Origin of the sequence: Ancylobacter sp. VNQ12 (assembly GCF_049445835.1) — a bacterium.
In the GTDB taxonomy this organism is placed as follows: domain Bacteria; phylum Pseudomonadota; class Alphaproteobacteria; order Rhizobiales; family Xanthobacteraceae; genus Ancylobacter.
In genome coordinates this window covers 179,764-193,433 of record NZ_JBMSDU010000002.1, presented here as the reverse complement: position 1 = coordinate 193,433, position 13,670 = coordinate 179,764, and the positions used below count along the sequence as shown (strand labels likewise).

Here is a 13,670-nt window from a genome sequence, read left to right as displayed (position 1 = left end):
GTCGCCTCGCGGGCGGAGCGGAATTGACGGGACGGGCGGTCAGTCCGCCGCGGCGGGACGAAGCTTCTTCACCTCGGCGTCGCTCGGCAGCACGGACAGCCCGTCGACATAGCGCGGGGCGGTCATCACGCCGGTGCCGTGCTTGACCGCCGTGGTGCCGACGAAGGCGCCGATGGTCGCCTGATGGTCGCTGGCGCGGTAGCTGAACGGACCGAACGGGCCGACCAGTTCCAGCCCCTTGAAGGCGTCGACCAGCTTTTCCGTGTCGGTGCCGCCGGCCTTGGCGATGCCGGCCGCGAGCGACTTGATGGTGGTGTAGCCGACCACCGAGCCGAGCCGGGGCGGCTCGCCATAGGCGTTGCGATAGGCATCGAGGAAGGCCTGATGCTCCGGGGTCGGGATGTCGTACCAGGGATAGCCGGTGACCACCCAGCCGACCGGCGCCTCGTCCTTCAGCGGGTCGAGATATTCCGGCTCGCCCGACAGCAGGCTGACGACGAAGACATTCTCCAGCGCGCCGCGCGTGTTGGTCTCGCGCACGAATTTGGCGAGGTCCGGCCCGAACAGCACGTTGAACACGCCGTCGGGTCTGGCGTCGGCGATGGCCTGCGCCACCGGGCCGGCATCGAGCTTGCCGAGCGGAGTGGCCTGCTCGGCGACGAACTCGACATCGGGCTGCGCTTCCTTCAGCAGCCGCTTGAAGGTGGCGGCGGCGGACTGGCCGTATTCGTAGTTGGGATAGACGATGGCCCAGCGCTTTTTGTTCGCCGCCACCGCCGCCGGCATCAGCATCGCCACCTGCATGTAGGTGGAGGGGCGCAGCCGGAAGGTATAGCGGTTGCCGTCGGCCCAGGTGATCTTGTCGGTCAGCGGCTCGGCGGCCAGGAAGAATACCCGGCGCTTGCCGGCATAGTCGGCGATGGCGAGGCCGATATTGGACAGGAAGGTGCCGGTGAGCAGGTCCACCTTCTCGCGCGTCACCAGTTCCTCGGCGACGCGGATGGCGTCGCCCGGATTGGCACCGTCGTCGCGGCTGATCAGCTCGAGCGGCCGCCCGGCCACGCCGCCCGCCGCGTTGATCTCCCTGACCGCCAGCTCCATGCCCTTGCGATAGGGTTCGAGAAAGGCCGGCTGTGCCTTGTAGCTGTTCAGCTCGCCGATGCGGATCGGCTCGGCGGCAAGGGCCGCGCCGGCGAAGGGGAGCGACAGCGAGAGCGCCGCCGTGGCGGCAAGCAGCAGGCGTCGTGACGGCAGGTGGCGGCGCATAAGGATCTGATTCCGTGGGGTTGCCCGGCGGGACACAACCTACCGCGTCCCGTCCTCGCGTCCAGCCTCAACCGTGCCGATCCGGGCTTACGGCCCGACCTCGATCTCCGGCTCGCGCACCGCTGGCGGCTGGCGCGAGGCAATGAGCGCGCCGCCGACGATGAGCGCCGCCCCACCCAGCGTGCTCAGTGTCGGGATCTCGGCGAAGACGATGAAGCCGATGCCGACGGCCCAGATGAAGGACGTGTATTCGAGCACGCCGAGGCGGCTGGCATCGGCGCGCTTGTAGGCCCACGCCATGCACAGATGGCCGGTTGTGCCGAGCAGGCCGATGGCGATGAACACGCCGAGCTCGCCCATCGCCGGCGGCGTCCACTGGGCAATGCCGAGCGGCGCCAGCAGCAGCATGGCGAAGCCGTTCTGAAGCAGCACGATGGTCGGCAACGGGTCACGCGTCGCGCGGCTCTTCAGCACCACCATGGAGAGCGCATAGGTGACGGCGGAGAACAGCGCCGCACCGAGGCCGAGCACATTGTCGGCGCGGCCGGCCTCGGCCAGCTCGTGCCACAGCACCACCAGCACGCCGGCGAAGCCGAGCGTCAGCGCAATGAAAATGGTGCGGTTGGGCCGCTCGCCGAGAATCAGCGCGGCGAACAGCGCGATGAAGATCGGCGAGGTGAAGGAAAGCGCCAGCACCACCGCCAGCGGCAGCACCGAGAGCGCGTAGAAGAAGCTCAGCGCCGTCCCCGCCACCACGACGGAACGCCACATATGCGGGCCGAGCGTCTTCCGGCTCGGCCAGGGTGTGCCCGCGAGCCGGAAGGCCGCGAGCGCGAAAATCCCGCCGAACACGTAGCGCAGCAGCGCGATCTGCGGCGTGGCATGGTTGGCGGCGACATATTTGATCAGGCCATCCATGACGGACAGGACGCCGATGCCCAGCACCGCGATGAGCGCCGGGCCGACTGCGAAACGCGGCATGGGTTCAGCTTTCGGAAAGCGTGGCGGCGCGGGCGGACGCGGCGACCGGATCGAGCGCGAGGCGGTAGGAATATTCCCAGGTCGCCGACAGGTCGTGTACCTCGCGCGGCTCGCCCGCCAGGACGAAGCCGCAGGTCTCGTAGAAGCGGTGCGCATTGGTGAAGCGCGTATCGGTCCACAGCCGGATTTCCGGTGCGCCGCGCGCACGGGCAAGGCCGAGCGCCTGCTCGAACAGGGCGCGCGCGACGCCGCGGCGGCGGGCGGCGCGGCCGACATAGACCTTGAAGATTTCCAGCCCGCCAGCCGGGGCATCCGCATCCGCGGTCGGGGCAAGCGCCATCGAGCCGATGACCGCGTGATCGTCCTCGGCGACCCAGATGATGCCGCCGCGCGCGGAAAAATGGCTGGCGAGCGCGTCGAGCTCGGGGAATTCGGCGGCCCGGTCGAAGATGCAGCCCTCATATTCGGCGAAGGCTTCGGCGATCAGCCCGGCGACGGCGTCGCCGTCGGCGTCCGTGGCCGGTCGGATGGTCATGCTGTTCACGGCGGCTACTCCGGCCCTCCATGTCGGTCCTTTCCGGTCGGATGCCGGAAAGGTTCGACGCGCGGGCGCGGGCGGAATATGTTCGGACGGTCTTCCCGCGTAAAGCGTAATCACTATGCTGGTAATGCGAATCTTTAAGGTTGCGGGGATATTCTTGCCCGCGTCGCCCGCCCGGCAGCCATTCGTCCCGGAGTGCTCAATGAACCTGTCCCACCGTCTTCCGCGTCTGGCGGTCCTTGGTGTCCTCGCCGCGCTGACCGCGGCCTGCGCCTCCACCACCAACCAGGCGCCGGCGCCGGTGGCACCGGCCGCGCCGCAGTTCACCTCGCCGATCACCGCCCAGCAGGTCGTCGGCAAATGGGGCCTCGCCGCCTATCATCGGCCGGAAGACGCGGCGCGCACCGAGGCGCAGGCGCGCCAGGGCTGCCGCCAGCCCTACGTCATCAATGCCGGCCCGTCGGGCGGGTTCATGATGTATCTCGCCGACCAGTCCGAGCCCTCCGAGGTGGTGTCGAAGCAGGTTCTGCCCGGCCCGATCTATATCGGCCTGCCGGACGAGCCTCCGGGCGCGCAGTCCGACCGCGAAGTGCTGCGCTTCGACGGACAGGTGCTGGTGCTCAAATGGCTCGACCCGGAAGTCGCCGGCCGCTACGGCACCATGGTCTATGTGCGCTGCCCGTGACCGGGCTGCCGGCAGGCTGGCCTCCGGTATCAGGGGGCCACTAACCGGAAATTAACCATACCGCCCCAGTCTATGGTTAACAGACCATAGCGGGGCGCTTGAGATGCAGGCTGATTCGGTCTCTGCCGGCGGCGATGTGGCGAAACGGGCATGGCTGCGCCAGCCCGTACGGGATGGCCTGTTGCGGCTCGCGGCCGTCACCGCGCTGGCGGGATGGCTGCTTCCCGCCCCGGCCGCGGCGCAGAACAGCATCTACGGCTTCGGCTCTTCCTATAATGTTTTCGTCGGTCAGGGCGCGGGCGGCGGCCAGCAGCGGCACAACCGCGCCAGCAACACCGGCGTGTGGCGTCCCGGCGCGGCCAATGTCTATCCGCCCGGCCAGGTCTACGAGGCGCCCCGCCCGCCCGCCGACATTGGCGGAGCCTATGGCGGCACCTATGCGAGCGCGGGCGGCAGCGGGCGTGTGGTCGGCGGCGCCTATGGTTCGGCCGGCGGCGTTTATGGCACGGTCCCGCCCGGTTCGGCACCGCCGGGCACGGTGCGCTCGCGCGGCAACATCACGGTGAATGCCTATGGCGCCGGCCGCAACGGCGCGCCTGTGCCGGCGGCCACGGTGCAGCCGGTCGCGGTGGAAGCGGACGTCTATGACGATCCCGCGCTGGAGGATGATGCCGCGCCGCTGCCGATCTACCGCGCCAATAGCGGCGGCAAGGGCGTCGATCCGAAATTCGACCGCCACCTCGTGCGCTACACCAGCTCCGATCCGGCCGGCACCATCATCGTCGACACCGGCGCGCGCTATCTCTACCTCGTGCAGGGCGACGGCACGGCGCTGCGCTACGGCATCGGCGTCGGCCGCGAGGGCTTCGCCTGGAGCGGCTCGGAGCGCGTCACCGACATGCGCGAATGGCCGGACTGGCGCCCGCCGCCGGAAATGGTCGAGCGCCGCCCGGACCTGCCCAATGTCATGCCCGGCGGTCCGGACAATCCGCTCGGTGCGCGCGCGCTCTATCTCGGCAAGACGCTGTACCGCATCCACGGCTCCAACGAGCCGGAGAGCATCGGCCAGGCGGTGTCCTCGGGCTGCATCCGCATGCGCAACCAGGACGTCATCGACCTGTATGACCGCGTCAAGGTCGGCACGCTGGTGCGGGTGATCTGAACCCGCTTCCACCGTCGTCTTTCGTCCCTCGCTGGACGCATGACCGCCGCCCGTGCTCCCCGCTTGGAGGCCGGCGGGGTCTCCGCTATGGTCCGCGCCGTTTTCGGATCGAACGCGGGAGCCGCGCCCCATGGTTGCAAGCACAGTGACGGCTGCGAGCACAGCGGAGGCGACAAGCGGCGCCGACACCCATTTCGGTTTCCGCACCGTGCCGATCAGTGAGAAGCAGCGCATGGTGGACGAGGTGTTCCACTCGGTCGCGCGGCGCTACGACCTGATGAACGACCTGATGTCCATGGGCCTGCACCGGGCGTGGAAAGACCTTCTGGTCTCGCGCCTGCGCCCGCCCAAGGGTGCGCGTTCCTTCAGGCTGCTGGATGTCGCCGGCGGCACCGGCGACGTCTCCTTCCGCACCGTCGAGGCCGGCGGCTCGGGAACCAGTGCCACCGTCGCCGACATCAATGGCGGCATGCTCGCCGTGGGCCGCGAGCGCGCGCAGGCGCTGGGCCTTGCCGACCGGGTCGAGTTCGTCGAGGCCAATGCCGAGGAGCTGCCCTTCCCCGACAAGTCGTTCGACGCCACCACCATCGCCTTCGGCATCCGCAACGTGCCGCGCATGGACAAGGCGCTCGCCGAAATGCGTCGCGTGCTGAAGCCCGGCGGGCGCTGCTTCGTGCTGGAATTCTCCCGCGTCGACGTGCCGGGGCTGGACGCGATCTACGACACCTATTCGTTCAAGCTCATCCCCGGCATGGGCAAACTCGTCACCGGCGATGCGAATTCCTACCAGTATCTCGTCGAATCGATTCGCAAGTTCCCCGCGCCGGAGGCCTTTGCCGAGCTGATGCGGCAGGCGGGGCTCAGCCGCGTCGGCTTCACGCCACTGACCGGCGGCGTGGTGGCGCTGCATTCCGGCGTGCGGATCTAGCGCGTGGCCACTCCCCTCGGTGATTTCCTGCGCCTAGCGCGCGCCGGCTTCGTGATGGCCCGCGAGGGCGTACTCTCGCGCATCGACCCCGCTGTGCTGCCGCCCGGCTCCGAGCCGCTGTTCGCGATGGCCCGGCTGATCGAGCGCCGCGGCCCGGCCTCCAGCGCGGCCCGCCTCGGTGCGGCGCTGTCGCGGCTCGGCCCGTCCTATGTGAAGCTCGGCCAGTTCCTCGCCACCCGCCCCGACGTGGTCGGCCCGCAGCTGGCGCGCGACCTGGAGCTGTTGCAGGACCGCATGCCGCCCTTCCCGCAGGAGGTGGCGGAGGCGACCATCGCGCGCAATTTCGACCGGCCGGCGCGCGCGGTCTATGCCGAGCTCGGACCGGCGATCGCCGCGGCTTCCATCGCGCAGGTCCACAAGGCGGTGGCGGTGGACATGGACGGCGTCGCCCGCAGCGTCGCGGTGAAGGTGCTGCGGCCGGACGTGCAGCAGCGTTTCCGCGTCGACCTGTCCTCCTTCTACCGCGCCGCCCGGCTCGGCGAGCGCGCCTCTCCCGAGGGCCGGCGCCTGCGTCTGGTGGCCGTGGTCGACACGCTCGCCCGCTCGGTGGCGATGGAGATGGACCTCCGGCTGGAAGCGGCCGCGCTCGCCGAGCTGGCGCAGAACACGGAAGGCGAGGACGATTTCCGCGTGCCGGCGGTCGACTGGGACCGTACCGGGCGCGAGGTGCTGACCACCGAATGGATCGACGGCATCAAGCTGAACGATCTCGACGGCCTGCGCGCGGCCGGCCACGATTTGCCCGCGCTCGGCCGCATCGTCATGCAGTCCTTCCTGCGCCACGCGCTGCGCGACGGCTTCTTCCATGCTGACATGCATCCGGGAAACCTGTTCGTCGACGGCGAGGGCCGGCTGGTGGCGGTGGATTGCGGCATCATGGGCCGGCTCGGCCAGAAGGAGCGGCGCTTCCTCGCCGAAATCCTGTTCGGCTTCATCACCCGCAACTGGCTGCGCACCGCGCAGGTGCATTTCGAGGCCGGCTATGTGCCGCCGCACCATTCGGTGGAGGATTTCGCGCAGGCGATCCGCGCCATTGGCGAGCCGATCCATTCGCGCCGCGCCGACCAGATCTCCATGGCCAAGCTGCTCACTCTGCTGTTCGAGGTGACCTCGCTGTTCGACATGAAGACGCGGCCGGAACTGCTGCTGTTGCAGAAGACCATGGTCGTGGTCGAGGGCGTGGCGCGCAATCTCGACCCGCATCTCGACATGTGGAAGACCGCCGAGCCCGTCGTGCGCACATGGATCGAGCGCAATCTCGGCCCGGTGGGGCGGATCGAGGAAGTGGCGGACGGTATCGGTGCGCTCGGCCGCTCGCTGCAGACGCTGCCCGAGCTGATCGCCCAGGGCCAGCGCATCGCCGTCCAGCTGGATGCTGCGACGCGCAACGGCCTCGCTTTGGCCCCGGAGACGATGGAAGCCATCGGCCGGGCGGAAGGGCGCGGCAACCGCTGGATGAGCGTCGCGCTGTGGGTGATCGCCGGGCTGCTGGCCGGGCATCTGCTGTTCTGAGGAAGGGGCTTGCTGCGTGAGCCTGATCCATAACGAGCGGACGAAGCTGTCGGCAACCTACCTGAACGGCATCGCCATCGCGGTGATGGCTGTCGGCGGGCTCGGCCCGGTCATTTCGGTCCTGAACGGCGGTTCCACGCCCGCATTGGGTATCGCCGCCGTCAGCGTGATTTGCCTCGCGGGCAGCGTCGCCCTACATTTCCTTGCGAGACGTCTTCTTGGGAGTCTTGTGCCATGACCGCTGCGGACTTCCTGCTGCTGCTGATCATGCCGGTCGGCGCCCTTGTCGTCGGCGGCATCGTCTATCTCGTCGCTTCACGCGACCACCATCCCCACGCCGGTCCGGCCGAATGACCCCGGCTCGTGGCGTGGTTGCCTCTGGGCCGTGCCGCGAGGCTGCGCTATAGGCCACGCAGGCAAACAGGCGCAGGCTCACCCGCATGCTCGCTCACAAGCGCATTCTGCTCGTTATAGGCGGCGGCATCGCCGCCTATAAGAGCCTCGATCTCATCCGCCGGCTGAAGGAGCGCGGCGCTTCGGTGCGCGTGATCATGACCGCGGCGGCGCAGCACTTCGTCACGCCGCTCGCCGCCGGCGCGCTGAGCCATACCAAAGTGTTCACCGAGCTGTTCGACCGCGAGGCCGAGCACGATATCGGCCATATCCGGCTCTCGCGCGAGGCGGATCTCGTCATCGTCGCGCCGGCGACCGCCGATCTGATGGCGAAGATGGCGCATGGCCTGGCCGACGACCTCGCCAGTGCCGTGCTGCTCGCCAGCGACAAGCCGGTGCTCGTCGCTCCGGCGATGAACCCGCTGATGTGGGCCAACCCGGCCACCGCGCGCAATGTGGCGCAGCTTGCCGCCGACGGCGTCGCCTTCGTCGGCCCCAATGCCGGCGCCATGGCCGAGCGCGGCGAGGACGGGCCCGGCCGCATGGCCGAGCCGCTGGAGATCGTCGCCGCCGCCGAGACGCGGCTCGCCGTCGCCGGCCCGCTGACGGGACGCCATGTGCTCGTCACTTCCGGCCCGACGCATGAGCCGATCGACCCGGTGCGCTACATCGCCAACCGTTCCTCCGGCAAGCAGGGTCACGCCATCGCCGCCGCCGCCGCCCGCGCAGGGGCGCAGGTGACGCTGGTGTCCGGCCCGGTGAACCTGCCCGATCCGGCCGGCGTCGCGGTCCGCCATGTCGAGACCGCGCGCGAGATGCTGGCGGCGGTGGAAGCCGCGCTGCCGGCCGATGCCGCCATCTTCGCCGCGGCGGTGGCCGACTGGCGCGCCGCCACCGAGGCCGGCGAGAAGATGAAGAAGGACGGCCAGGCGATTCCGGCGCTGCCGCTCGCCGAAAATCCCGACATCCTCGCCACTGTGGCCCGCCTCGCCAACCGGCGCCCCCGCCTCGTCATCGGCTTCGCCGCCGAAACCGAGAACGTGGTTGCCTATGCGCAGGTGAAGCGGCTGCGCAAGGGCTGCGACTGGATCCTCGCCAATGATGTGTCGCCCCGCAGCGGCATCGATGGCGGGGTGATGGGCGGCGACGAGAACCTCATTCATCTCATCTCGGAAAAGGGTGTCGAGCACTGGCCGCGCGCGTCCAAGGCCGAGGTCGCCGAGCGCCTCGTTGCCCGCGTCGCCACCGCGCTCGGTCCGCTGGAGACGCTCTCGTGAGCATTGCCGTTGCCGTTCTCGTGCTGCCGCATGGCGAGGGCCTGCCCCTGCCGGACTACGCCACCGCCGGTTCAGCCGGGCTCGATCTCATTGCCGCGCTGCCGGAGGGCGCACCGCTGACGCTCGGTCCGCTCGCCCGCGCCGCCGTGCCGACCGGGCTGTGCCTCGCCTTGCCTGAAGGCTTCGAGGCGCAGGTGCGCCCGCGCTCCGGCCTTGCCCTGAAGCAGGGGCTGACGGTGCTGAACGCGCCCGGCACGGTGGATGCCGATTATCGCGGCGAGGTGAAGGTGCTGCTGGTCAATCTGGGTGATTCGCCCGTGCAACTGGAGCGCGGACAGCGCGTCGCGCAGCTCGTTGTGGCACCGGTGACCCGGATTCAGCTTGTCAGAACCGGTAATTTGGAGGAAACAACACGCGGAAGCGGTGGTTTCGGTTCCACGGGGCTCGACGGACGGGCAGTCTCACGCTAGCGATGATTCATGCCGCGCCTTTCCGACAAGAGTCTGCTCGCCATCGCCGCCGTGGTCGACGTCGCCCTGCATGCGCGGGGCACGCCCGTCGCCGCCAAGGCGCTGGCCGCGCGGCATGAACTGCCGCCCCGCCATCTTGAGCCGGTGCTGCAGGCGCTGGTGCATGCCGGCGTGCTGAAAGGCGTGCGCGGTCCGCGCGGCGGCTATGAGCTGGCGCGCGAGAGGCGTCGAATTACCGTCGCCGAGGTGGTGCGCGTCGTCGAGGCCGAAAGCGACGTCACCATCGATAATTCCCCACCCATCGTGCGTGATATCGTCCAGCCCGCCGTGGCCGAGGCCGAGCGCGCCTTCGAGGCGGCGCTGGATGGCGTGACTGTCGAGGATCTCTGTCGGGCCGCCGCGCAGAACACGCTGCGCAAGGGCGTGCCCGAGGGAATAGATTTTACGATATAATTTTGTTTATTTTTTATTTCCTCGACACTATCGCGTGGATAAGCTAGCGATGTTGGCGAGATTTGAACGCCAATAAAGGGTCTACGGAACATCCGTACCCGCGTCCGCTGGAGACACCCATGGCCGAGGCCACGATCAACTCCTCCGCTCCCGCCGAAAAGGTCGGGCGCGGCCGCGTCTACTCGTCGATCACCGAGACCATCGGCAACACGCCGCTCGTCCAGCTCAACCGGCTGCCGGCCGAACGCGGCGTGAAGGCGCGCATCCTCGCCAAGCTCGAATTCTTCAACCCGATCGGCAGCGTGAAGGACCGCATCGGCGTCTCGATGATCCAGGCGCTGGAAGAGGCCGGGCTGATCAAGCCGGGCACCGTGCTGGTCGAGCCGACCTCGGGCAATACCGGCATCGCCCTCGCCTTCGTGGCGGCGGCGCATGGCTACCGGCTCATCCTCGTCATGCCGGAATCGATGTCGGTCGAGCGCCGCAAGATGCTGGCGCTGCTCGGCGCCGAGCTGGTGCTGACCCCGGCCGCCCAGGGCATGCGCGGCGCCGTCGCCCGCGCCGAGGAACTGGTCAAGGAGCTGCCGGATGCCATCATCCCGCAGCAGTTCCGCAATCCGGCAAATCCCGCCATTCACCGCCGCACCACGGCGGAGGAGATCTGGAACGACACCAAGGGCGAGGTCGACGTGGTGGTCTCGGGCGTCGGCACCGGCGGCACCATCACCGGCATCGGCCAGGTGCTGAAGCCCCGCAAGCCGAGCCTGCGCATGGTTGCCGTCGAGCCGGAGGACAGCCCGGTGCTGTCCGGCGGCCAGCCCGGCCCGCACAAGATCCAGGGCATCGGCGCCGGCTTCGTGCCTGAGGTGCTCGACCGCTCGGTGATCGACGAGGTGGTCACCGTCGGCAACCAGACCGCCTTCGAGACCGCCCGCGCCATCGCCCGGCTGGAGGGCATCCCGGTCGGCATCTCCTCCGGCGCGGCCATCGCGGCGGCACTGGAGATCGGTGCGCGGCCGGAGAACGAGGGCAAGACCATCGTCATCATCATCCCCTCCTTCGCCGAGCGTTATCTCTCGACCGCGCTGTTCGAGGGTCTCTGAGCCTTTTGGGTTGCGGCTGCCCTATTCGACATCGACATCCCGGAGCGGCCGAGGCCGTGTCCGGGATGTTGCATTTCCGGCGGTTTTCCGCCCCTCCGCCGGCAGCTGACGGCGCTCCGTTACCGCCGTTGTCCCCGATCGTTTCCACCGCCCTTCTAGTGCGACTCCCGCTTCGGTAAAGTCTCGGTGATTCGGTCGCCGGGATCTGGTCGGCCGGACAGCTCAGCAGGTCCGAATGCGGCAGTCGGCAAGGGGGGACGGGCGCGGATGGCGCAGCCGGCCGGCATGAACGGGACGAGACCCGATGCCCGTGACCCGCTTGGGCGCGGCAGGAGATTTATGTCCGTTCGCCAAAGGCTTGCGCGCTGCGTGTCACGCCTCGCGCTGCTCGCGTCTTTCGGCCTGCCGGTGCCGGTGCTCGCCGCGCCGACCGATCCGGCGACGGGCGGCGATTTCCTGGCCGGTGTGGCGGGCACGCTGTCGCATCTGGAGCCCGGCATGCTGACGGGCCTTGCCCTCGTGCTCGGCCTTATCGCCTTCGCCACCACCACCGCCATCGTGCATGTGCGCTTCCGCCGTCTGGCGCTGGCGCGCGAGGCCTTTGCCTTCGGGGAGATCTCACGGCTGGAGGCCCGCATCGAGGAAGGGCTCGCTCTCCTGATGGCCGAGCCGCAGATCGTCGTCGTGTGGCGCGATCCGGCGGCCGATCCGGAGATCATCGGCAATACCCCCGCCTTCACCGGGGTCGCCTCGCCGACCCGCATCCTCGCCTTCGGCGCCTGGCTCAGCCCGGCCTCGGCGCGCGAGATCGAGGCCGGCGTCGAGCGATTGCGCGCGCGCGGCATGCCGCTCACGCTGATCCTCACCTCGCAGGACGGCCGGCATTTCGAGGCGGACGGCCGGCCGGTCGGCTCCGCCGTCATCCTGCGCCTGCGCGACATCACCGGCGTGCGGCTCGATCATGCCCGCCTGCAGGAGGCCTATCGCGCGCTCGACGCGGAAAGCTCGGCGCTGCGCCTGCTGCTCGACGCGCTGCCGGCGCCCGCCTGGGTCGGCGGCGAGGGCGGGCGGCTGCGCTGGGGCAACGCCGCCTATGTCCATGCGGTGGAGGCGCGCGATGCGCAGGATGCCGCCGCGCGCGACCTGAAGCTGCTCGATCAGGCCAGCCGCACGCAGGCGAGCCGCACGCATGCCGAGGGCAAGGCCTTTGCCGCGCGCCTGCCCGTGGTCGTCGCCGGCACCCGCAAGGTGCTGGATGTGCTGGAGGTCGGCACCGGCGGCAGCGGGGTCGCCGGCCTCGCGCTCGACGCCACCGAGGCGGAAGCGGTCCGCAGCGAGCTGGCGCATGTGGTGAGCGCGCACCGGCGCACGCTCGACCAGCTGGCGACCGCAGTCGCCATTTTCGGTGCCGACCAGCGTCTCGTCTTCCACAATGCCGCCTATGCCACGCTGTTCGAGCTCGATCCGGCCTTCCTCGACGACCGGCCGACCGACACGGCGGTGCTCGACCGGCTGCGCACGGCCCGGCGCCTGCCCGAACAGGCCGATTTCCGCCTGTGGCGCGAGCAGCTGCACGCCGCCTATCGCGCCATCGAGCCGAGCGAATATTGGTGGCATCTGCCGGCCGGGCGCACGCTGCGCGTCGTCACCGCGCCCAACCCGGAAGGCGGCGTCACCTATCTGTTCGACGAGGTTACCGAGCGCCTCGCGCTGGAAAGCCGCTACAACTCGCTCACCCGCATCCAGAGCGAGACGCTCGACGCGCTGGCGGAAGCCGTGGCGGTGTTCGGCAGCGATGGCCGGCTGGGCTTGAGCAATTCCGCCTTCGCCCGGCTGTGGAAGCTCGATGCGGCGCTGCTCAAGGCGCATCCGCATATCGACGCGGTGGCCGAGGCGTGCCGGCCGATGTCGACCGACACCGCGGTATGGGCGCGCCTGCGCACCGCTGTCACCGGCATCGAGGCCCGCATACCCACCGAGTTCCGGCTGGAGCGCACCGACGGCGTCATCCTCGACGGCTCGACCCAGCCTTTGCCGGATGGTGGCACGCTGGTCACGCTGCGCGATGTCACCGACAGCGTGCATGTCGAGCGGGCGCTGGTCGACCGCAACGAGGCGCTGGTGGCCGCCGACCACCTCAAGAGCACCTTCGTCAGCCATGTCTCCTATGAGCTGCGCTCGCCGCTGACGACGATCATCGGCTTCGCCCAATTGCTGGACGACACCGGCATCGGCCCGCTCAACACCCGCCAGCGCGCCTATGTCAGCCACATCACCGAGAGCAGCGCGGCGCTGCTCGCCATCATCAACGACATTCTGGACCTCGCGACCATCGATGCCGGCGCCATGGCGCTGGAACTCGGCGAGGTCGATGTGCGCGCGGCGATGGACGCGGCGGCCGAGGGACTGCGCGACCGGCTGGCCGAGGGCGGCATCCGCCTCGCCATCGAGGCCGGCAATGCCTCCGGCAGCTTCCATGCCGATGCCAAGCGGGTACGGCAGATCCTCTACAACCTGCTCTCCAACGCCGTCGGCTTCGCGCCGGAGGGCTCGGTCGTCACGCTGTCGGCCGAGCGCCGCGAGCGCGACATCGTGTTCCGCGTGCGTGATGTCGGGCCGGGCATCCCACCGGAAATCGGCGCCCGGGTGTTCGACCGCTTTGAGAGCCACACCACCGGCTCGCGCCATCGCGGCGTCGGGCTCGGCCTGTCGATCGTGCGCTCGCTGGTAGCGCTGCACGGCGGCAGCGTGTCCATCCAGTCGCCGCCCGGTGGCGGCACGCTGGTGACGTGCACCTTCCCCCTGGATGCCGGCTTCAGCCGGGAAGCGGCGGAGTAGG

At 69.5% G+C, this 13,670-nt stretch carries 13 protein-coding genes; 10 read left to right on the top strand and 3 right to left on the bottom strand.

The genetic code is table 11. The features are described from left to right. Positions 1-39: 39 nt before the first annotated feature. The 3 genes from ACO2RV_RS04420 to ACO2RV_RS04410 all read right to left on the bottom strand — a co-directional run bounded on the left by ACO2RV_RS04420 (position 40) and on the right by ACO2RV_RS04410 (position 2,782). Positions 40-1,254 carry an ABC transporter substrate-binding protein gene (locus ACO2RV_RS04420; protein WP_423291034.1) on the bottom strand — a complete coding sequence of 405 codons (1,215 nt, stop codon included), beginning with the start codon at positions 1,252-1,254 and terminating at the stop codon, positions 40-42. A 99-nt stretch (positions 1,255-1,353) separates the two neighbouring features. Continuing rightward, positions 1,354-2,247 carry a DMT family transporter gene (locus tag ACO2RV_RS04415; protein ID WP_423290223.1) on the bottom strand — a complete coding sequence of 298 codons (894 nt, stop codon included), beginning with the start codon at positions 2,245-2,247 and terminating at the stop codon, positions 1,354-1,356. Positions 2,248-2,251: 4 nt separating this feature from the next. Next, a complete protein-coding gene (locus ACO2RV_RS04410) occupies positions 2,252-2,782 on the bottom strand; it encodes a GNAT family N-acetyltransferase (RefSeq protein ID WP_423291032.1) in 531 nt (176 codons plus the stop codon). A gap of 208 nt (positions 2,783-2,990) precedes the next feature. Between ACO2RV_RS04410 and ACO2RV_RS04405 the strand changes: the two genes are divergently transcribed. From ACO2RV_RS04405 to ACO2RV_RS04360, 10 genes are all read left to right on the top strand, one after another. Then, positions 2,991-3,473 (top strand): hypothetical protein, encoded by a 483-nt coding sequence (locus ACO2RV_RS04405; RefSeq protein ID WP_423290221.1) that lies wholly within the window; start codon positions 2,991-2,993, stop codon positions 3,471-3,473. A 103-nt stretch (positions 3,474-3,576) separates the two neighbouring features. After that, positions 3,577-4,635 carry a L,D-transpeptidase gene (locus tag ACO2RV_RS04400; protein ID WP_423290219.1) on the top strand — a complete coding sequence of 353 codons (1,059 nt, stop codon included), beginning with the start codon at positions 3,577-3,579 and terminating at the stop codon, positions 4,633-4,635. A gap of 130 nt (positions 4,636-4,765) precedes the next feature. Beyond that, on the top strand, positions 4,766-5,563 hold the full coding sequence (gene ubiE, locus ACO2RV_RS04395) for a bifunctional demethylmenaquinone methyltransferase/2-methoxy-6-polyprenyl-1,4-benzoquinol methylase UbiE (protein ID WP_423290217.1): 798 nt from the start codon (positions 4,766-4,768) through the stop codon (positions 5,561-5,563). Between the two features lie 3 nt (positions 5,564-5,566). After that, positions 5,567-7,135 (top strand): 2-polyprenylphenol 6-hydroxylase, encoded by a 1,569-nt coding sequence (gene ubiB, locus ACO2RV_RS04390; protein ID WP_423290215.1) that lies wholly within the window; start codon positions 5,567-5,569, stop codon positions 7,133-7,135. A 16-nt stretch (positions 7,136-7,151) separates the two neighbouring features. After that, on the top strand, positions 7,152-7,373 hold the full coding sequence (locus tag ACO2RV_RS04385) for an amino acid transporter (RefSeq protein ID WP_423290213.1): 222 nt from the start codon (positions 7,152-7,154) through the stop codon (positions 7,371-7,373). Between the two features lie 202 nt (positions 7,374-7,575). Beyond that, positions 7,576-8,805 carry a bifunctional phosphopantothenoylcysteine decarboxylase/phosphopantothenate--cysteine ligase CoaBC gene (coaBC, locus tag ACO2RV_RS04380; protein WP_423290211.1) on the top strand — a complete coding sequence of 410 codons (1,230 nt, stop codon included), beginning with the start codon at positions 7,576-7,578 and terminating at the stop codon, positions 8,803-8,805. Next, on the top strand, positions 8,802-9,275 hold the full coding sequence (dut, locus tag ACO2RV_RS04375; RefSeq protein WP_423290209.1) for a dUTP diphosphatase: 474 nt from the start codon (positions 8,802-8,804) through the stop codon (positions 9,273-9,275). Before coaBC ends, dut begins: the two co-directional genes overlap by 4 nt. Positions 9,276-9,284: 9 nt before the next feature. Continuing rightward, entirely contained in the window at positions 9,285-9,728 is a 444-nt protein-coding gene (locus tag ACO2RV_RS04370) for an RrF2 family transcriptional regulator (RefSeq protein WP_423290207.1), read from the top strand. A 119-nt stretch (positions 9,729-9,847) separates the two neighbouring features. Continuing rightward, complete coding sequence (gene cysK / locus ACO2RV_RS04365; RefSeq protein WP_423290205.1) at positions 9,848-10,831, top strand: cysteine synthase A; 984 nt, start codon at positions 9,848-9,850, stop codon at positions 10,829-10,831. 339 nt (positions 10,832-11,170) lie between these two features. Continuing rightward, entirely contained in the window at positions 11,171-13,669 is a 2,499-nt protein-coding gene (locus ACO2RV_RS04360; RefSeq protein ID WP_423290203.1) for an ATP-binding protein, read from the top strand. The last annotated feature ends 1 nt before the right edge of the window (position 13,670 follow it).

What these genes read in the sequence shown, in the direction of transcription:
- ACO2RV_RS04415 (WP_423290223.1), bottom strand. Translation starts at nt 2,247, where the DNA reads ATGCCGCGTTTCGCAGTCGGCCCGGCGCTCATCGCGGTGCTGGGCATC.
- ACO2RV_RS04410 (WP_423291032.1), bottom strand. Translation starts at nt 2,782, where the DNA reads ATGACCATCCGACCGGCCACGGACGCCGACGGCGACGCCGTCGCCGGG.
- ACO2RV_RS04405 (WP_423290221.1), top strand. Translation starts at nt 2,991, where the DNA reads ATGAACCTGTCCCACCGTCTTCCGCGTCTGGCGGTCCTTGGTGTCCTC.
- ACO2RV_RS04400 (WP_423290219.1), top strand. Translation starts at nt 3,577, where the DNA reads ATGCAGGCTGATTCGGTCTCTGCCGGCGGCGATGTGGCGAAACGGGCA.
- ubiE (WP_423290217.1), top strand. Translation starts at nt 4,766, where the DNA reads ATGGTTGCAAGCACAGTGACGGCTGCGAGCACAGCGGAGGCGACAAGC.
- coaBC (WP_423290211.1), top strand. Translation starts at nt 7,576, where the DNA reads ATGCTCGCTCACAAGCGCATTCTGCTCGTTATAGGCGGCGGCATCGCC.
- ACO2RV_RS04370 (WP_423290207.1), top strand. Translation starts at nt 9,285, where the DNA reads ATGCCGCGCCTTTCCGACAAGAGTCTGCTCGCCATCGCCGCCGTGGTC.
- cysK (WP_423290205.1), top strand. Translation starts at nt 9,848, where the DNA reads ATGGCCGAGGCCACGATCAACTCCTCCGCTCCCGCCGAAAAGGTCGGG.
- ACO2RV_RS04360 (WP_423290203.1), top strand. Translation starts at nt 11,171, where the DNA reads ATGTCCGTTCGCCAAAGGCTTGCGCGCTGCGTGTCACGCCTCGCGCTG.